This window comes from uncultured Fibrella sp. (genome assembly GCF_964250085.1).
Classification (GTDB): Bacteria; Bacteroidota; Bacteroidia; order Cytophagales; family Spirosomataceae; genus Fibrella.
Window position 1 is genome coordinate 1,116,313 of the sequence record NZ_CAXUEC010000001.1, and the last position, 19,961, is coordinate 1,136,273.

At 49.9% G+C, this 19,961-nt stretch carries 16 protein-coding genes; 15 read left to right on the top strand and 1 reads right to left on the bottom strand.

The genetic code is table 11. The annotated features are described in order from the left end of the window. Positions 1 to 144 precede the first annotated feature (144 nt). The 13 genes from rplK to ACFE8Q_RS04560 all read left to right on the top strand — a co-directional run bounded on the left by rplK (position 145) and on the right by ACFE8Q_RS04560 (position 16,548). Complete coding sequence (gene rplK / locus ACFE8Q_RS04500; RefSeq protein ID WP_085410814.1) at positions 145 to 588, top strand: 50S ribosomal protein L11; 444 nt, start codon at positions 145 to 147, stop codon at positions 586 to 588. 30 nt (positions 589 to 618) lie between these two features. Continuing rightward, positions 619 to 1,317: a 50S ribosomal protein L1 gene (gene rplA / locus ACFE8Q_RS04505; RefSeq protein ID WP_375444158.1), complete on the top strand. Its 699-nt coding sequence runs from the start codon at positions 619 to 621 to the stop codon at positions 1,315 to 1,317. Between the two features lie 3 nt (positions 1,318 to 1,320). After that, the gene (rplJ, locus tag ACFE8Q_RS04510) at positions 1,321 to 1,851 is read left to right on the top strand and encodes a 50S ribosomal protein L10 (RefSeq protein WP_375444159.1); all 531 of its coding nucleotides are present in this window, start codon (positions 1,321 to 1,323) and stop codon (positions 1,849 to 1,851) included. Between the two features lie 55 nt (positions 1,852 to 1,906). After that, entirely contained in the window at positions 1,907 to 2,287 is a 381-nt protein-coding gene (rplL, locus tag ACFE8Q_RS04515) for a 50S ribosomal protein L7/L12 (protein ID WP_375444160.1), read from the top strand. Positions 2,288 to 2,508: 221 nt separating this feature from the next. Continuing rightward, positions 2,509 to 6,378, top strand: coding sequence for a DNA-directed RNA polymerase subunit beta (gene rpoB, locus ACFE8Q_RS04520; protein ID WP_375444161.1), 3,870 nt, complete (start codon positions 2,509 to 2,511; stop codon positions 6,376 to 6,378). Between the two features lie 150 nt (positions 6,379 to 6,528). Further along, entirely contained in the window at positions 6,529 to 10,875 is a 4,347-nt protein-coding gene (rpoC, locus tag ACFE8Q_RS04525; protein ID WP_375444162.1) for a DNA-directed RNA polymerase subunit beta', read from the top strand. Between the two features lie 151 nt (positions 10,876 to 11,026). Next, positions 11,027 to 11,269, top strand: coding sequence for a hypothetical protein (locus tag ACFE8Q_RS04530; protein WP_375444163.1), 243 nt, complete (start codon positions 11,027 to 11,029; stop codon positions 11,267 to 11,269). Continuing rightward, a complete protein-coding gene (locus ACFE8Q_RS04535; RefSeq protein WP_375444164.1) occupies positions 11,262 to 11,681 on the top strand; it encodes a putative toxin-antitoxin system toxin component, PIN family in 420 nt (139 codons plus the stop codon). The genes ACFE8Q_RS04530 and ACFE8Q_RS04535 overlap by 8 nt, the downstream gene beginning before the upstream one ends. A gap of 274 nt (positions 11,682 to 11,955) precedes the next feature. Further along, positions 11,956 to 13,458: a hypothetical protein gene (locus ACFE8Q_RS04540; RefSeq protein WP_375444165.1), complete on the top strand. Its 1,503-nt coding sequence runs from the start codon at positions 11,956 to 11,958 to the stop codon at positions 13,456 to 13,458. A gap of 34 nt (positions 13,459 to 13,492) precedes the next feature. Beyond that, positions 13,493 to 13,918, top strand: a complete 426-nt coding sequence (locus tag ACFE8Q_RS04545; protein ID WP_375444166.1) for a hypothetical protein — start codon at positions 13,493 to 13,495, stop codon at positions 13,916 to 13,918. Between the two features lie 392 nt (positions 13,919 to 14,310). Beyond that, positions 14,311 to 15,324 (top strand): sialate O-acetylesterase, encoded by a 1,014-nt coding sequence (locus tag ACFE8Q_RS04550; protein WP_375444167.1) that lies wholly within the window; start codon positions 14,311 to 14,313, stop codon positions 15,322 to 15,324. A gap of 8 nt (positions 15,325 to 15,332) precedes the next feature. Then, the gene (locus ACFE8Q_RS04555) at positions 15,333 to 15,947 is read left to right on the top strand and encodes a LuxR C-terminal-related transcriptional regulator (RefSeq protein WP_375444168.1); all 615 of its coding nucleotides are present in this window, start codon (positions 15,333 to 15,335) and stop codon (positions 15,945 to 15,947) included. 106 nt (positions 15,948 to 16,053) lie between these two features. Beyond that, the gene (locus ACFE8Q_RS04560; RefSeq protein WP_375444169.1) at positions 16,054 to 16,548 is read left to right on the top strand and encodes a GAF domain-containing protein; all 495 of its coding nucleotides are present in this window, start codon (positions 16,054 to 16,056) and stop codon (positions 16,546 to 16,548) included. 83 nt (positions 16,549 to 16,631) lie between these two features. Here ACFE8Q_RS04560 and ACFE8Q_RS04565 read toward each other — a convergent pair whose 3' ends face one another. Next, the gene (locus tag ACFE8Q_RS04565) at positions 16,632 to 17,339 is read right to left on the bottom strand and encodes a sulfite oxidase-like oxidoreductase (RefSeq protein ID WP_375444170.1); all 708 of its coding nucleotides are present in this window, start codon (positions 17,337 to 17,339) and stop codon (positions 16,632 to 16,634) included. A 177-nt stretch (positions 17,340 to 17,516) separates the two neighbouring features. On the opposite strand from ACFE8Q_RS04565, the gene surE reads away from it, so the two are divergent. Continuing rightward, complete coding sequence (surE, locus tag ACFE8Q_RS04570) at positions 17,517 to 18,290, top strand: 5'/3'-nucleotidase SurE (RefSeq protein WP_375444171.1); 774 nt, start codon at positions 17,517 to 17,519, stop codon at positions 18,288 to 18,290. Between the two features lie 78 nt (positions 18,291 to 18,368). Then, positions 18,369 to 19,922 (top strand): GH3 auxin-responsive promoter family protein, encoded by a 1,554-nt coding sequence (locus tag ACFE8Q_RS04575; RefSeq protein WP_375444172.1) that lies wholly within the window; start codon positions 18,369 to 18,371, stop codon positions 19,920 to 19,922. Positions 19,923 to 19,961: the final 39 nt, after the last annotated feature.

The window sequence follows — 19,961 nt, forward strand, 5'->3', positions numbered from 1 at the left end:
TAGCGCTCATGCCCATGGGTCGATGCTTCCCATCGAGACACCGGGCAACCAACCAGTCCGCTGGCAGTTAATGAAGATTACGTCAGGTATGACACTGATCTAATAGGGAGTTGGCTGCAAATGACTTGTAAATAAGTATTAACAATGGCAAAAGAAGTAGCTGGCTACGTTAAGTTGCAGGTTAAGGGTGGTCAAGCCAACCCATCGCCTCCAATCGGTCCTGCGCTGGGTTCCAAGGGTTTGAATATCATGGAATTCTGCAAGCAGTTTAATGGCCGTACGCAGGATAAGATGGGCATGGTCTTGCCGGTACTGATTACGTACTACAAAGACAAGTCGTTCGACTTCGTCATCAAGACCCCGCCTGCACCAATTATGCTGATGGAAGCTGCTAAACTGAAAGGTGGATCAGCACAGCCAAACCGGAACAAAGTTGGTTCGGTTAGCTGGGATCAGGTGAAAACCATCGCCGAGACGAAAATGCCCGATCTAAATTGCTTCACGGTTGAATCAGCCATGAAGATGATCGCCGGTACGGCTCGTAGCATGGGTATCACAGTTTCAGGTGTAGCCCCTTGGGATAATTAGCAAACTTGCCTTAGGCATCTTAACGACATCATGGCAAAGTTGACAAAGAAACAAAAAGAAGCGCAGGCGAAGTATGATGCTACGCAGGTGTACTCACTCGAAAAGGCTGCTGAGATCCTGAAAGAGATTTCATACACCAAGTTCGACGCTTCTGTAGACATCGACGTGCGTCTGGGCGTTGATCCGCGTAAAGCTGATCAAATGGTTCGGGGTGTGGCAACACTGCCCCACGGCACAGGCAAAACGGTACGGGTTCTGGTGCTTTGCTCTCCTGATAAGGAAGCAGAAGCTACAGAAGCCGGAGCAGATTATGTAGGCTTAGACGATTATATCAAGAAGATCGAAGGTGGCTGGACTGACGTAGACGTGATTATCACGATGCCGACAGTTATGGCTAAAGTTGGTCGTCTGGGTCGCGTTCTGGGGCCACGTGGTCTGATGCCGAACCCTAAATCGGGTACGGTTACGTTGGAAGTGGGTAAAGCAGTGAAGGAAGTGAAAGCTGGTAAAATTGACTTTAAAGTCGATAAAACCGGTATCATTCACACCAGCATTGGTAAAGTATCATTCAGCCCTGAGAAATTGGCTGAAAATGCACAGGAAGTAATTTCTACGCTGGTACGTCTGAAGCCTTCTTCATCGAAAGGTACTTATGTGCAGACGATCTATCTGTCAAGCACGATGAGTCCGAGTGTTAGTATTGATAAAGCAACCGTTGCCGGACTGTAAACGATGACAAGAGAAGAAAAAGGCGCGATCATTGACGAGCTGAGTCAGAAGTTCCAGTCTATTCCGTATTTCTATATTACCGATGCCAGTGGCATGTCTGTAGCTGAGACGAACGATTTGCGTCGTCTTTGCTTCGAACGGGGAATTGAATACGTAGTAGTGAAGAACACCTTGATCAAAAAGGCGCTCGAAACGGTAGAAAACACGGATTATACCTCCTTCGATGAGGTGCTGAAAGGCTTTTCGGGTGTGATGTTTCACCCTGAGAACGGTAAAGCAGCCGCCCAACTGATTAAGGATTTCCGTAAAACCAACAAGAAACTTCAATTGAAGGGTGCTTCAGTTGATTATAGTTTGTTCGTTGGTGCTGATCAACTGGATACGCTCATCAACCTGAAGAGCCGTACCGAACTCATCGGCGATATTATTGGTCTGTTGCAATCACCTGCCAAGAACGTGGTATCTGCGCTCACAAGCGGTGGTGGCAAACTAGCCGGTATTCTGAAAACGCTGTCGGAGCGCGAAGAAAACTAAGCCCGACAATCATTAGTTCAATCAATCTTGTAACAACTTAATTTCCAATACAAAAATGGCAGATTTGAAAGCGTTCGCTGAGCAGCTTGTAAACCTGACGGTTAAAGAAGTAAACGAGCTGGCTGCTATCCTGAAAGATGAGTACGGCATCGAACCTGCTGCTGCAGCTCCAGTAATGGTAGCTGGTGGTGGTGGTGGCGAAGCAGCCGCAGCTCCTGTTGAGAAAACGTCATTCGACGTTATCCTTAAAGCAGCAGGTGCCAGCAAGCTGGCCGTTGTGAAACTGGTTAAAGACCTGACAGGTCTGGGCCTGAAAGAAGCCAAAGAACTGGTAGACGGTGCGCCTAAGCCTGTTAAAGAAGGTGTAGCAAAAGACGAAGCGGAAGCCCTGCGTAAGCAACTGGAAGAAGCTGGTGCTGAAGTAGAAGTTAAGTAAGCATACTGTCGTTCTACGATACTCCAAGCGGAAAGAGGCCTGGCTCCATGTCAGGTCTTTTTCCGCTTGGAGACTTTTTATCTATATACATCGTACCGTAAAAACTATTTTTTACGGGCAGGTGTTGCTTTTTTACGCCCTTTTAACTACGTTACAAAATTTCGTAAGGCAGAAGGGTGTTTTAGTATAGAATCAGTCGCTCAACTAAACGCAGAAGAGCCTTGGCTACAAACGCTAAAAACACCAACACACGCAAGAACTTTGCGACGATTCAGCCAGTACTTGAATACCCCGACTTTCTGGATATTCAACTGAAATCATTCCGCGACTTTTTCCAGTTGGATACCCCTTCAGACAGCCGTTCGCAAGAAGGCCTGTACAAGGTGTTTCAGGAGAACTTCCCGATTTCTGACTCGCGCGAGAATTTCAAGCTGGAATTTATCGATTATTCGGTTGATCCCCCAAAATATTCGGTCGATGAATGTATCGATCGTGGATTAACTTATTCAGTGCCCCTTAAAGCTAAGCTTCGGTTGTCGAATAGTGATCCTGATAATGAGGATTTCGAGACAATAGAGCAGGAAGTATTTTTGGGAAATATCCCTTACATGACCGCTAAAGCATCGTTTGTCATAAACGGAGCCGAACGGGTCATTGTTTCGCAGTTGCACCGGTCACCGGGTGTGTTCTTCTCGATGAGCAAACATACCAACGGTACCAAGTTGTATTCTGCCCGGATTATTCCGTTTAAAGGCTCATGGATTGAGTTCTCGACGGACGTTAACAATGTCATGTACGCGTACATCGATCGGAAGAAGAAATTTCCGGTTACGACGCTGTTACGGGCAATCGGATTTGGCTCTGACAAAGATATTCTGGACTTGTTCGGGTTATCAGAAGAGATAAATGCAACGCCGGCTAGCTTGAAAAAAGCAATTGGCCGTCGGTTGGCAGCACGCGTGTTACGTACCTGGACAGAAGACTTCGTTGATGAAGATACCGGTGAGGTAGTTTCGATCAGCCGTAACGAAGTGTTACTGGAACGGGATTCGGTAATCGGTGCTGACGATATTGATACGATTACGGAGTCGGGCCAGAAGTCGGTCATCCTGCACAAGGAAGACATGAACGTGGCTGACTACAACATTATTTACAATACACTTCAGAAGGATAGTTCGAACTCAGAGAAGGAAGCCGTAGAGCAAATCTATCGCCAGCTTCGGAACACGGAGGCACCTGATGAACAGTCGGCCCGCGAAGTGATTCAAAGCCTGTTCTTCTCAGACAAACGGTATGACCTCGGCGACGTTGGCCGGTATCGGATTAACAAGAAACTGGGCCTTGACGTAGCATTGGATACGAAAGTACTGACTACTCAGGATATCGTATCGATTGTAAAATACCTGATCGGTTTGATCAATGCCAAAGCGGTTGTCGATGATATTGACCACTTGAGTAATCGCCGGGTACGTACTGTTGGTGAGCAGTTATATGCCCAGTTCGGTGTTGGTCTGGCCCGTATGGCCCGAACCATCAAAGAGCGGATGAACGTACGTGATAACGAAGACTTCAAGCCTGTTGACCTGATCAACGCACGGACGCTGTCTTCGGTGATTAATTCGTTCTTTGGAACGAACCAGTTATCGCAGTTTATGGACCAGACCAACCCGTTGGCCGAAGTGACGCACAAGCGTCGTATGTCGGCACTCGGGCCAGGTGGTCTGTCTCGTGAGCGTGCAGGTTTCGAGGTACGTGACGTACACTATACCCACTACGGTCGGTTGTGTACGATCGAGACGCCTGAAGGACCAAACATTGGTCTGATTTCGTCGCTTTGCGTATTCGCGAAAGTAAACAGCATGGGCTTCATCGAAACACCATACCGGATTGTAGAAAACGGTAAGGTGCCCGATAAGCCAGTGATGTACCTGACGGCTGAAGAGGAAGATACTCACTACATCGCGCAGGCCAGCTCGGCGCTTGATGCGAAGGGTAACTTTAAAGTAGACCGTTTGAAAGCGCGTTTCGAAGGTGACTTCCCAATTTCGGAGCCATCGAGCGTGTCGTTCATGGATATTGCGCCCAACCAGATTGTATCGGTGGCCGCGTCGATGATTCCGTTCCTGGAACATGATGATGCTAACCGTGCTCTGATGGGATCGAACATGCAACGTCAGGCTGTACCACTTCTTCGTCCGGAGGCCCCAATCGTGGGTACTGGTCTGGAAGGACGTGTTGCTGTTGACTCGCGTGCACTGGTTATCGCCGAAACTGATGGTGTGATCGACTTTGTTGATTCAACCAAAATCATCGTTCGGTATAATTTGGATAAAGACACTGGTCTGGTAACGTTCGATGAAGACATCAAAACGTACAACCTGATCAAGTTCCGTCGGACTAACCAGGATACATGCATTAACCTGAAACCTGTTGTGTTGAAAAACCAGAAGGTGAAGAAAGGTGATGTGCTTTGCGAAGGCTACGCCACGCAAAAAGGTGAACTGGCACTGGGTCGTAACATGAAGGTTGCCTTCATGCCTTGGCAGGGTTATAACTTCGAGGATGCCATTGTGATTTCTGAGCGTGTTGTGCGCGAAGATATTTTCACGTCGATCCACATTGAAGAGTTTGAACTGGAAGTACGTGATACGAAACGGGGTGAAGAGGAATTAACCTCCGAAATTCCAAACGTATCGGAAGAAACCGTTCGTAACCTTGATGAGAATGGTATCGTTCGCGTGGGTACTGAAGTTAAAGAAGGCGATATTCTGATCGGTAAGATTACACCGAAAGGGGAAAGCGATCCAACACCGGAAGAGAAACTGCTTCGCGCCATCTTCGGCGATAAGGCTGGTGATGTGAAAGATGCGTCTAAAAAGGCACCACCTTCATTGAAAGGCGTTGTTATCGATACCAAATTGTTCTCACGTCCGTCGAAAGAAGATCGTGGCAAGCACAAGGAGGAATTGAAGGTGCTGATGAAGAAGTACGGTCGCGACCTGGTTGCGTTCCGTGCTCGCGGGATCGACAAATTAGTGGAATTGCTGGATGGCAAAACCAGCCAGGGCGTTAAGCACCGGTTTGGCGATGAAATCATCAGCAAGGGCACGAAGTTCAACCGGAAAAACATTACGGATAACCTGTTCCCGGATAAAAACCCGTATCGCGACGAAAGTGGCTACTCGGTACCGGAAGAGGTAAACCTGATGGCTGACCTGGTGTTGGAGAACTGGACCGAAGACGAAGCAACCAACGCGTTGCTGGTGAAACTGGTCAAGAACTATAACACCCGCCGGAACGAAATCTCAGGCCGTTTCAAGCGGGAGCGGTTCACCCTCGAAGTGGGTGATGAGTTACCAGCAGGTATTGTTAAGCTGGCCAAAGTTTATATCGCCAAGAAGCGTAAGCTGAAAGTAGGTGATAAAATGGCCGGTCGTCACGGAAACAAAGGTGTAGTCGCCCGGATCGTTCGTGATGAAGATATGCCGTTCCTTGAAGATGGAACACCTGTTGATATCGTTCTGAACCCACTGGGTGTACCATCCCGGATGAACATTGGTCAGATATATGAAACGGTATTGGCCTGGGCTGGTCAGAAACTGAACCGTAAGTATGCAACGCCGATCTTCGACGGTGCTACGGAGCAGCAAGTATCTGATGAACTGACAGAGGCAGGACTGCCCGAGTTTGGCCGGACGTACCTGTACAACGGTTTGTCGGGTGAGCGTTTCGATCAGAAAGTGACAGTGGGTATCATCTACATGCTGAAACTCGGTCACCTGGTCGATGACAAGATGCACGCCCGTTCAATCGGGCCCTACTCGCTCATCACACAGCAGCCGCTGGGTGGTAAAGCACAGTTTGGTGGTCAGCGGTTTGGCGAGATGGAGGTGTGGGCGTTGGAGGCTTTCGGAGCATCGAATATCCTGCAGGAAATCCTGACCGTTAAATCGGATGACGTGGTAGGCCGTGCCAAGGCGTATGAGGCTATTGTAAAAGGCGAAAATATGCCGAAGCCAAATATTCCAGAATCATTCAACGTACTCGTTCATGAGCTACGCGGTCTGGCACTTGAAATCACATTAGAGTAGGTCATTCTTTGTTATTTGTTGTCATTAAGTAGTCATTTATTGTCATGCATCGTAAAGGTTGTAGTGCTCACCACGAATGACAACAAATGACTACTTAATGACAACAAATGACGATTAAATGACTCGTTTCAACTATATAATCTCCAACAGATGTCTTTTAAGAAGAACAAGAAACTCAACAGCGATTTCCAGAGCGTAACGATCAGCCTGGCATCGCCCGAGTCAATTCTGGAGAGTTCATACGGTGAGGTCACCCAACCCGAAACGATTAACTACCGGACCTACAAGCCTGAAATGGGCGGTTTGTTCTGTGAGCGGATCTTCGGGCCGGTGAAAGACTGGGAGTGCCACTGCGGCAAATACAAGCGGATTCGCTATAAAGGCATTATCTGCGATCGTTGCGGTGTGGAAGTAACGGAGAAGAAAGTACGTCGTGAGCGAATGGGTCACATTGAACTCGTTGTTCCTGTTGCTCACATTTGGTACTTCCGTAGCCTTCCAAACAAAATTGGTTATCTGCTTGGCCTGTCGACCAAGAAGCTTGATCAAATCATCTATTACGAACGGTACGTTGTTGTTCAATCAGGCGTAAAAGCCGCTGATGGTATCAACGAACTCGATTTCTTAACGGAAGACGAGTACCTGGATATCATCGACAAATTGCCCGCTACGAACCAGCACCTCGACGATAAAGACCCAAACAAATTCATCGCTAAGATGGGGGCTGATGCGCTGGAGATGTTGCTGTCACGCGTGCAGTTGGATGAACTTTCGTTTAGCCTGCGCCACTCAGCCGCAACCGACACATCGCAACAACGTAAGGCTGAAGCCTTGAAGCGGTTGAAAGTGGTTGAAGCGTTCCGTGAGGCAAACGGTCGTGTAGAGAACCGTCCCGAGTGGATGGTGATTCGCATGGTACCGGTGATTCCACCCGAACTTCGTCCGCTTGTACCCCTTGATGGTGGCCGTTTTGCAACGTCTGACCTGAACGATCTATATCGTCGCGTAATCATTCGGAACAACCGGTTGAAGCGTCTGATCGAGATCAAAGCGCCAGAAGTAATTCTGCGTAACGAGAAGCGGATGCTTCAGGAAGCCGTTGACTCTCTGTTCGATAACTCGCGTAAAGTAAACGCGGTCCGTTCAGAAGGTAACCGGGCGCTGAAATCACTCTCTGATATGCTGAAAGGTAAGCAGGGACGTTTCCGTCAGAACTTACTTGGTAAGCGTGTCGACTATTCAGGTCGTTCGGTTATTGTGGTAGGTCCTGAACTGAAGATGCACGAGTGTGGTCTGCCGAAAGACATGGCCGCCGAGCTATTCAAGCCGTTCATTATCCGTAAGCTTATTGAGCGCGGTATCGTGAAAACGGTGAAGTCGGCCAAGAAGATCGTTGACCGGAAAGACCCCGTTATCTGGGACATTCTGGAAAACGTATTGAAAGGGCACCCTGTACTGCTGAACCGGGCTCCAACGTTGCACCGTCTGGGTATTCAGGCGTTCCAGCCGAAGTTGATCGAAGGGAAAGCGATTCAGTTGCACCCGCTGGTAACAACGGCCTTCAACGCTGACTTTGACGGTGACCAAATGGCTGTTCACGTTCCACTGGGACAGGAAGCCGTTCTGGAAGCCTCTCTGCTGATGCTGGCCTCGCACAACATTCTGAACCCTGCCAATGGCGCCCCAATTACGGTTCCTTCGCAAGACATGGTGTTGGGTCTGTATTACGTAACGAAAGGTCGGAAAACAACCGAAGCTTATCCGATTGCTGGTGAAGGTATGATCTTCTACGGTGCTGAGGAAGTAGTTATCGCGGTAAATGAAGGCAAACTGTCGAAGCACGCTAACATCAAGTGCCGGGTTAACGTACGGAACGAAGACGGTACACTGGAATCGAAAATCATTGAAACGGTAGCGGGTCGTGTGATTTTTAATCAGTTTGTACCAACTGAAGTTGGCTTCATTAATGAACTGCTGACCAAGAAAAAACTGCAGCAAATCATCGCCCTCATCTTTAAGATTTCGGGTGTTGCCAAAACCGCAGAATTCCTCGATAACATCAAAGAACTTGGTTTCCAGCAAGCCTTCAAAGGTGGTTTGTCAATCGGTTTGAGCGACATCAAGATTCCTGACGAAAAACAGGCGCTTGTTGATGAAGCGAAAAAAGACGTACAGGCTGTTTGGGATAACTACCTGATGGGTCTTATCACGGAAAACGAACGTTACAACCAGGTCATCGACATCTGGACACGGGTGAACTCACGCGTGACCGAGACGCTGATGAAGCAACTGGAAGCGGATCAGCAGGGCTTCAACTCCATCTACATGATGATGCACTCGGGAGCCCGTGGTTCGCGTGAGCAGATTCGTCAACTGGGTGGTATGCGGGGTCTGATGGCCAAGCCACAGAAAAACCTGCAGGGTTCGGTAGGGGAGATCATTGAAAACCCGATTCTGTCGAACTTCAAAGAAGGCCTCGACGTATTGGAGTACTTTATCTCAACGCACGGTGCCCGTAAAGGTCTGGCCGATACCGCCTTGAAAACGGCTGATGCCGGTTACCTGACCCGTCGTTTGCACGACGTGGCACAGGACGTAATCATCAGTGAAGTCGACTGTGGCACACTTCGTGGTATCCAGACGTCAGCGCTGAAAGACAACGAAGACGTTGTTGAACCGCTGTCGGAACGGATTCTGGGACGTACCTCAGTACACGATATTTACGACCCATTGAAGAAAAACGAGAACGGTGATCCGCTTTTGTTGATCGGCAATGGTGAACTGATCACGGAAGAGATTGCGGCCATCATTGATGAAACCAGCATCGAAACCGTTGAAATTCGTTCAGTACTGACTTGCGAGGCCAAGCAGGGCGTTTGCGCCAAATGCTACGGTCGTAACCTGGCAACGGGTCGCATGGTTGATATTGGTGAAGCAGTGGGCGTTATCGCTTCACAGTCGATTGGGGAGCCAGGTACGCAGTTGACACTTCGTACATTCCACGTAGGTGGTACGGCATCCAACATTGCGGTGGATGCATCGCTTCGCGCTAAGTTTGACGGTGTTGTGCAGTTTGAGGAAATGCGGACGGTAGCTTCACAAGATAACGAAGGCAATCCACAGACAGTGGTGATGGGCCGTTCGGGTGAAGTGAAGATCGTTGATCCGGCTAACCCGAATATCGTCTTCATCAGCAACAACGTACCATACGGTGCCTTCCTGCGGGTGAAAGAAGGTGATGTAGTGAAGAAGGGTGCTGAGTTATGCGTCTGGGACCCTTACAACGCCGTGATCCTGTCGGAACTGACTGGTAAAGTGTCGTTCGATGCCATTGAAGAGGCGATCACCTATCGTGAAGAATTCGATGAACAAACCGGCTTCCAGGAGATGGTTATCATCGAAACCCGCGACAAGGCGAAAAACCCGTCGATCATCGTAACGGGCACGACTACACTGCTGGAGGACACCACCGAGAAAGGCTACAACCTGCCCGTTGGTTCACGTCTGGTTGTGAAGTCAGGTCAGTCGATCGTGGCTGGTCAGCCGCTGGCGAAGATTCCGCGTAACGTGGGTAAAACCCGAGATATCACGGGTGGTCTGCCACGGGTAACTGAACTGTTTGAAGCCCGTAACCCGTCGAACCCGGCGGTTGTGTCGGAAATCGATGGTGTTGTTACGTACGGTGCCATTAAGCGTGGTAACCGCGAAATCTTCATCGAATCGAAAGACGGTACTCGTAAGAAGTACATGGTGCCGCTGGCCAAGTTCATCCTGGTGCAGGACAATGACTTCGTGAAGGCCGGTTCGCCGCTGTCTGACGGAGCCATTACGCCAAGCGATATTCTGTCGATCAAAGGCCCAACGGCTGTTCAGGAATACCTCGTAAACGAGATTCAGGAAGTATACCGCTTGCAGGGTGTGAAAATTAACGATAAGCACATTGAGTCGATCGTTCGGCAGATGATGCAGAAAGTTGAGATCACGGACTCAGGCGATACCAACTTCCTTGAAAATCAGGTTGTCGACAAGTGGTTGTTCCGTCAGGAAAACGACAAGATGATGGACGCTAAAGTGGTAACTGACGCTGGTGACTCAGAGAACCTGAAGCCTGGTCAGATCATTTCGGCCCGTCGTCTGCGCGATGAAAATTCGAGCCTGAAACGTCGTGACATGAAGATCGTAACTGTTCGTGATGCCATGACTGCCGTATCACAGCCAATCCTGCAAGGTATTACGCAGGCGTCGCTGGGTACCGACAGCTTCATCTCGGCGGCTTCGTTCCAGGAAACGACCAAGGTGTTGAGCGAAGCCTCGATTCGGGGTAAGCAGGACAACCTGGAAGGCCTGAAAGAGAACGTCATCGTGGGTCACCTGATTCCGGCTGGTACGGGTACGCGCAAGTACCTGAACACCATTGTTGGGTCGCAGGAGGAACTGGAGACAATCACCGAATCACGCGAGCAGTTTACGCGGAGTAAGAAGAAAGTAACGGCCTAAACTCAGGTACGTTAGTGAGCGAATAGAAAAGGCCAGCCTGGAAACGGGTTGGCCTTTTTATGTTTGGATGGATACTGTTGCATATGTGATGATGAAAAGCACATAGTGTAAACAGGTTAATTGCTTATATTTGGTATAAATCGAATTGATTATGAACGCTATACGTCAAATTGTTAGGCCCCTGAATGGGCGGATTTCCATAGATATCCCAAAAGAGTATCAGCAGAACAGTTTTGAAGTGATCATACTACCTATTGACGAAGTGCCTGATAAAGAACAGATTCAGGCTAAGATGGCCCGTTTTCTGGAAACGCTTCCACCTACAGAGCCTGACTTGACCGACAGCGACATTTTGGCGGAGATTAAAGATGTGAGAGCTAAACGGTATGAATAGCGAGTCGGTTGGCGTTGTAATCGACACGAATATCTGGGTGAGTATGGCTATTGGCAGTCGTGTTGTGGCAGAGCAAATGCAGACGATTATTCAACGTTCAGATATTGAGTTGTATATATCTGTTGAACTGCTTGACGAATTAACGGAGACACTATCTAAACAGCGTTTACAGAAGTATCTCACTCAGGAACGTACCCAAAGCCTATTTGATTTAATCTGGCTTGAAGCTAAACTGATTCAGGTAAACAGGGCAAATACATATTGCCGAGACCCAAAAGACGATTTTATCATCAATTTAGCCGTGGAAGCAAAAGCTCACTTTATCGTCACCGGCGATGATGATTTACTCGTGCTGAATCCTATTGATCAAATTCAGGTGTTGACTCTTTCTGAGGTCGTTCAGCGGTTTTAATTTTTTGGGTGAATAGGGCAATCACCGAATCACGCGAGCAGTTTACGCGGAGTAAGAAGAAAGTAACGGCCTAAACTCAGGTACGTTAGTGAGCGAATAGAAAAGGCCAGCCTGGAAACGGATTGGCCTTTTTTGAGTGTTTTTACTTGAGTTAAGGTATCTAATTTGTGAATAAGAGTTATTTATTCAGTACTTTTCTCCCTTGCTTGTGGTAAGTGCCTCGTATAGATTTGCGCTAATTAGTACAAAATGCCAAATTCAACGCCTTATGCACATGCTTTATTCATTCACCGCCGTCACTACCCTGTTGGCGCTGCTGACCAACTGCACCGACCGATCTGTACTTACGCCCACCACACCCGTAGTGGTGGCAACGCCGCCTGGCTCGCAAACCATCATCGACGCGGCTCCCCTGCCTACCGCCCCGCCCGTAGAGAAACTACCCGACTGGGGGCTGCACCCGATGGCCTATCCTTCGCTGATTACGGGCAAAACCGAGTACGTGTCGGGCCTGAAATCTGAAGCCCTTACGCCCGTGGCCGCCAACGTTGAGCTGGGTACGTTGGTGCCGACGGGGCAACCCCTGCGGATGATTGCTTTGGGGGGAAGCCTGACGGCGGGGGTACGCAACGGGGGCCTCTACCGCGAGGGGCAACTCACGGCCTACCCTAATCTGGTGGCCAGGCAGATGGGCATCACCGATTTTCAGTCGCCCACATTCGCGCCGCAGGAAGCCAACGGGACGGGTTTTTATGTGTACGATGAGCAGGCGACCACCTACCCCCGCTGGCGGGAGGTCAGTAATCAGAAAGCAGTGGTGCAAGCTGGCGACCCGCCTATACTAAGTGCTTACAGTGGCGTAGTTGATAACTATGCTGTGCCGGGGATGGGTGGTAGTGCCTTTAATTTCTTATGGTATCCCAACAGTACCGCCTATAATGGGACAGATCATAAATGGCTTCCATTTCAACTCTATTTGTGGCGGTATATGCCACAAGAAAAAAACCAACAGGTAGGTTTAACTGACGACATAGTCGCCGCAAAAAAGCCATATGACATCTTCCTGTTAGAAGACAAGATGGAAGCATGGTTGAAAATATTTACGAAAAACGATAATCTGCGTCTGATGGACTTCATCTATGAGTTGACCATCGGCATGTTCGAGTATGAGAAGTCAGCCACCAAACTATTACAGGGTGGCAAGAAGGGAGTGGTCTTTACTGTGCCCGACCCCAAAGACTATGCCTTTATGCAATGGTACAGGGCCAGCGATTTGAAAAAGAAGGCTCCCCTGATCGAAATTGATTATCGGGATGGAGCCTATCAGGAGCCTAGAATCAAACTCGATCCTGCTACTACCTTTTATTTTATGCCAACAGCCGCAGTGGCCAGACTATTCGAGACCCATAAAGAAGGCGATATCGTAAAGGCCACCCTGACCGATGCCGACGTGATGGATCAGGCAGAGGCCGTGGGCAGTAGGCCCAACGTGTATAACGAGGAGGTCGTGAAGTTGGCCCGGAAACTAAATCTGGCTTTGGTCGATCTGAATGAGGTTTACAGGCAGATTGCCCAGGGCACGTACCTGGCCGAAGGGGGGTTGGTGATTGATGGGTCACCCAAAGGCAATTTCTTTTCCTCAGATGGCACCTACCCTACGGCTATTGGGCAGGCGGTGATTGCCAACGAGGTCATCAAGGCCCTCAACAGGACCTACCAAAGTCGCATTCCGCTGATCAACGTGAGCGAGTTTGCCCGCACAGCGGGTGCTAAATGATCTGTCTGTACCATCACCATTCACGTAGTAACTCATGAAACCATTCATAAAGTTGATGCTGGCTACCCTTGTCGGGTGTGCCGCTCAAATCGCCATTGCCCAGTCGGTGCAGCTTTCTTATCCAATTGATTATTCAGTACTTCAACGCAATAACAGCGATCAGGCCGTTGTCACTATCGCGGGGCAGGTAGCCGGTGGCTCGTCGAGCGTTTCCAATTACCAGTTATACTATCGGACATCCATATTGGATGCAAGTGGTAACGCCATATCGACAACCGGCTGGTCCAGTTTGGGTATGCAGTCGAACGGGTCGTATTATACAACACCAGTGTTTAGCAAGGGCTGGTATCGGTTAGATATGGGCGTTTACAATAGTTTTGGTGGTAATATCGCAGTCGCCGCCAGCGTGAAGTTTGGCGTGGGCGATGTGTTTATGATTGCCGGACAATCCAACGCGTAAGGAATAAACGATGATATGGTTCCTTGGGGTTTACCTTCTACTACTAACTTTCCTGAGTGGGTGGTGGGAGTAAATGGAAACTGGAGTTGCGAGCAGCTTTTGCCGGGTATGCCAACCTTTTCAACCATCACAGGCTACAACAAGATTGGCCCTAATGGTAACAATAGCTGGTGCTATGCTGTGCTGGGCAAGAATATATCAGATGCGGGGGTATGCCCGTCGCTTTCTTTAACGCAGCCTACGGGGGAAGTACCATATTGAATTGATACAATAGCTCAACTAATACAGCATCTAATCAGGCTTTTACTCACAAGCAGACCTGCTTTACACCCTACCCGGATGATAATTCAACAACAGATGATAAAGGACGAACGGCCAGTTATTATAACGGTATGCCATATTTAACGCTCAGGAATACGCTCAATCTGCACGGATCACTATTTGGGACGAGAGGGTTACTCTGGCATCAGGGTGAAACAGATGCCGACCCGACAAGGAATGCCAGTGACCGCACAACCAACAAGCAGGATTATAAAGACCGGCTTCAACAGGTAATCAGCCAAACGCGTAGCGACTTTAATGGTAATCTGTCGTGGATAATTGCCCAGGCAACGTTCACAAATTACGGAAACATCACCCAGTCGATCCGGGACGCTCAATTGGAAAAGGGGCAGGAAGGCGACAAAAACGAAGGCCCTGATACGGATTACCAACCTAACGGTCAGTCAACAACAGATATATACAGAAGCGACGGAACCCACTTCAATGAGACTACCAATTCAGGGCTAACGTACCTGGCTACCTACGAATGGAGCGGTAAGGTAAACGCTCCCTCACCGGCTGGTTTCAATCGAATTAGTGCCAATCCGGTGCCAAGCCTGTCGATCTCCAAAAACGGTAGTAATCGGACACTGTCCGTGTCTCCTATCAGTGGGGCTCAGGAGTACCGCTGGGGTACAGACATTAACAATCCATCTCAGCAGGGAGCCAACCTGACAACGATAACCGTTAGTGCCTATTCGGGGAGCTATCGTTGCTATATAAAAGACGCTACCGGCAACTGGCGTATTTCACCCAAAGCAGATCTGGGTTGCCCTTCCTGCCGGGTGGGAGTTGAGGAAGCTGCCAATGAAGACCCCTACGGCCTTGCCCTGACAACGTACCCAAATCCATTTGCTAAAGACCTGACGATTGAATTTAACGTACCTGAGGCTAGGAGTGATGTTCGGCTTGAACTGGTAGATATAGAAGGTAAAGTGATTCGCACAGTTGCTACTGGTATTTATGATAAAGGACATTGGAAATACCCCCTGTCTAACTTAAATATACCAACTAACAGAGTTTATTTCTGTCGGTTGAAGGTGGGGGATCTATTTGTTACAAGGAAGCTGTTACCCATCGATTGATTGCCTGTATGAACTCGACCATACTCTGGATGGGCGGTGGCCCCCCAACGTTTGTGGCCTCTCTGGCAGCGAAGTTGAGGGCCGCAGGATATGAGATGCTTCAGCCCGATCCTCTGCGGCCGGGCTGGCAACTACCCACCGCTCAATTCGCCCTTATCGACTGGGCAGTGAACGAGCAACTGGCCCGGCAGCAGGCACAACTAGTGCGATGCCATCAACCGGCCTGTCATTTGCTGTTACTACTGCCCGAAGAACGTTCGGCTGTACTTGCAGGATTACTACTCACTGCCACTGGCTACCTGGCCGCACCGCTCTGCCCAACAGAATTACTGGCCTGTTTCACTAGCATTAGCCTGGGCAATGGGTACTGGAACGCCAACCTGCTAACGTTGCTGACCGGGATGGTGCCTGCCAGACAGACGTACCCGGCGGGGCTTAACAAGCGGGAGCATGAACTGTGGGACTACCTGGCCGATGGCTTAACCAACCGCCAACTGGAGGAGAAAATGTGTCTTAGTGCCAGTCGCGTTAAAAACTTGAAGACTTGCCTGGCGCAGAAGCTAAACCTCCCCAATGCCCATCACCTTACCGGGCAGGCCATTCTGTGGCGTAAACACAGTTGACAGGCGTACCTGATACTGTGCTGATTAGCTATCTGCTGGGCCGTGACCCGAAAAAACAGGGAGCGTTGGTTATATAACTCTTCCTGCTCTATATCGTTGAGTGGGTATGAATACACCCATCTCAAAAACAGCGGCAGAAGTTGCGCTTCAGAAAGCCGTTGAAAAAATTGGCCGTTACCTGGGGGCCGACCGTTGTTTTTTATACGTACGACAACCCGATCAGCAGCGCGGCCGAACGGCTTTTCAATGGCGCAGAAACGAAACCATTCCCGATACAATTCAGCCTGACTGGCAGGCAGACACGACGCACTTACCCAAAGAAGATCCGCTGATTCGGGCAGCACTGGATATGAAGCCGTCTGTTTACGTTGACGATGTGGAGAAAGCAGGTCCCGACGTGCTGAACCGTGAGTTTGAGCAGCGGACCTTTGGCCATCGTGCATTGATTCACGCGCACATACAGGCTGATGGGCAACTGTGGGGCATTCTACAGCCCTGCGTGTTTGGGCAACCACGCCAGTGGTCGCCCAATGAACGGGCCTACATCGAGCGCCAATTGCCGGGATTATTAGCGCCCATTCAATCCTTTGTTGCAGAGTAAACGTAAAAGGCCAATGGCCAGAATTGCTCCACATGCGTTAATCTGCGGAACAACTTTGGCCATTGGACTGTAAACCAGTCAGTTCAACTATACCGGTCGTTGCGCCAGGGGTAGGCGGTATTGGAGTAACCGCGCTCCTCCCAGAAACCCAGGCGGTTGCTGGTCATAAACTCAATTCGCTTGATCCACTTTGATCCTTTCCAGGCGTAAAGCTGAGGCGTGATCATGCGCAGTGGGCCACCATGCTCCAGCGTAAGTGGCTGGCCGTCGGCGGTATGGACCAGCAAAACGTCAGGTTTCAGGGCTTCTTCCAGCGAAATGTTGGTCGAATAGCCATCGTAGCCGTAGCACATCACGTGTGTAGCCGAGCCTTTCGGGTCAACCAGAGCGGCGAGGTCTATGAAGCGGACACCCACCCAGGGTACGTCGAGGCGCGACCAGGTGGTAACGCAGTGGAAATCGCTGGTGTCTTCAACCTGTGGCAAGGCCATTAGATCGTCCCACTTCAATCGAACGGGGTGATTCACTTCGCCATCGATGTTCAACTGCCATTTGTCGAGCGGAATAGTTGGCTGATAGCCCAGGTCGAGCACAGGCCATTTGGCAGTAACCGTTTGTCCGATGGGTACTTGTGGCATACCGTGCCGGTTGGTTGGCCCTTTTCCCCGTGGCTTAAAGGTGCCGCTGTCACTATCTGCTACAGACGGGGTCTGCGCCATCTTTTCGTCAAACCGCCGTTTCAGCTTCATGCGAGCTTCCACAATGCGATCGAGCTTATCGTTCGATTCCATGATGGGATTTCTTTCTTTTTTTAACCAATATGGCTGACTGCTTGTTCGCTTTACGCCGTTAATCTGGCAGAGCGGTGGCTAAAGGGGCTTGATGTTAAGAAATGCGTGCAGGTAGCAGCACGGTATCAGTTCTCGCAACGCGCAATGTACCTTTGGCACCACGAACCAATACACGCTATGAGCGAGAAAAAACCGCTAATTCTGGTAACAAACGACGATGGAATCACCTCGCGGGGTATTGCCTTTTTAGTCGACTGCATGCAGGAACTGGGCAATGTGGTAGTGGTGGCCCCCAACAGCCCACAATCGGGAATGGGGCACGCTATTACCATCGCCAATCCACTCCGGTTATATCCCACTACGGTGTTCCCCGACTTGCCAGCCTACGAATGCTCCGGTACACCCGCCGACTGTGTGAAGCTGGCCAAACATCATGTGTTGAAGGATAACGCGCCCGATCTGGTGGTGAGTGGAATTAATCACGGCAGTAACTCGGCCATCAGTATTTTATATTCGGGCACGATGTCGGCGGCCATCGAAGCGGCCATAGAGGGTATTCCGGCGATTGGTTTCTCCCTCGCCGACTACACCCGCGAACCCGATTTTTCGCATACGCGTGAGTACGTGCTGACCATAGCCCGTAATGTGCTGGAGAAAGGCATCAAAAAAGGGGTGGCGCTGAACGTGAACTTCCCGGCCCGTAGCCCGGATCCGCTAAAAGGGGTGAAAATTTGCCGGCAGGCCGATGCAAAATGGCAGGAGATTTTCGACGAGCGGCGCGACCCTAATGGCCGTCGTTACTTTTGGCTGGCCGGGGAGTTCGTCAATAACGACCCCGGCAAAGATACCGACGAGTTTGCGCTGGCCGAAAACTACGTGTCGGTGGTCCCCTGCCAGTACGACCTGACCGCCTACGACACCATGGCCACGATGAACGAGTGGGGAATGTAGTCAATGATCAATGACCAATTATCAGTCAACAGCAACTTTGATAATTGGTCATTGATCATTGTTAATTGATCATTATCTATGGCTATTCTTGGCAGTTTATTGAAACGCGGTATCCGGCTGACCAACGTGGTGCAGCGGCGTAAGAAACTGAACCCGTTCAGGGCGCAGAAAAGAACGCTGCTGAAACTGATCGAGAAGGCGCGATACACCGAATTTGGGCAGCGGTATACGTTCGACGAAGTATTACGCGAAGGGCACTTCGGGAGCGAACGGGCATTTTACGAAGCGTATAAACGGCACGTCCCCGTTTATGATTATAACTCTATTTTTGCGGCCTGGTGGCATCGTACCCTGGCTGGCGAAAAGAACATTACCTGGCCGGGGCGCGTCAAGTATTTCGCGCTTAGTTCAGGTACGTCGGAAGCGGCCTCCAAATACATTCCAGTGACGAAGGCCATGAGCAAGGCTATTCAGAAAACCAGTATCCGCCAGATTCTGACGCTGGGGAAATACCAGCATCTGCCTGCGTCGCTATATGAAAAAGGCTATCTGATGCTGGGCGGTAGCACGAAGCTGAACGCCCGTGAAGGTCATTACGAAGGTGATCTGAGCGGAATTACGGCGGGTAAGATACCATTCTGGTTTCAGCGGTTTTATAAGCCGGGTCCCGAAATTGCTCAGGAACGCGACTGGGGCGTCAAGCTTGATGAAATTACCGAACAGGCCGCCAATTGGGACATTGGGTACATTGTTGGCGTGCCAGCCTGGATTCAGTTGCTGATGGAAAAGATCATCACCCATTACAACGTGAAAACGATCCACGACATCTGGCCGAACCTGTCTGTATTCTGCCACGGCGGCGTGTCGTTCGAGCCGTATAAACTCGGTTTCGAAAAGCTGCTTGCCCGGCCTATCACCTACATCGAAACGTACCTAGCTTCGGAGGGATTCATCGCCTATCAGACTCACCCCGAGGCTGAAGGCATGCAATTAGTGCTGAACAACGGCATTTTTCACGAATTCGTACCGTTCAACGAAGCCAATTTCACACCTGACGGGGTGATGGTCGACACGCCGCAGACGCTGATGATCGACGAGGTGGAGGAAGGCAAAGAATACGCGTTGCTGCTATCGACCTGCGCAGGTACGTGGCGTTATTTGATCGGAGACACCATTAAGTTTATCTCGAAACAGAAAGCAGAGATCGTCATCACCGGCCGTACCAAGTTCTTTCTGAGCCTCTGTGGTGAACATTTGTCCGTCGATAATATGAATAAGGCGGTTGAACTGTCGGCGCGGGAGATGAACCTCGATGTTCGGGAGTTTACTGTGGCGGGCATCAACCATGATCCGCTTTTTGCCCATCACTGGTACATTGGGGCCGATGGCCAGGTCGACGCCGACCAGCTTCGCGACCGAATCGACGCCCATCTGAAGGCGTTGAATGACGATTATGCGACCGAGCGGCTCCATGCGCTGAAGAACGTTTTCGTTACCGTGTTGCCAACCCAAACTTTCTACAACTGGATGGAGGCACGCGGTAAAATGGGTGGTCAGCATAAATTTCCACGCGTGTTGAAAAAGAATCAGATCGCTGAATGGCAGGCATTTATTGGTGAATCGGAATCGTAGAAACGCATCCTTGCGTCTCTACAAATACAACTACCCTAA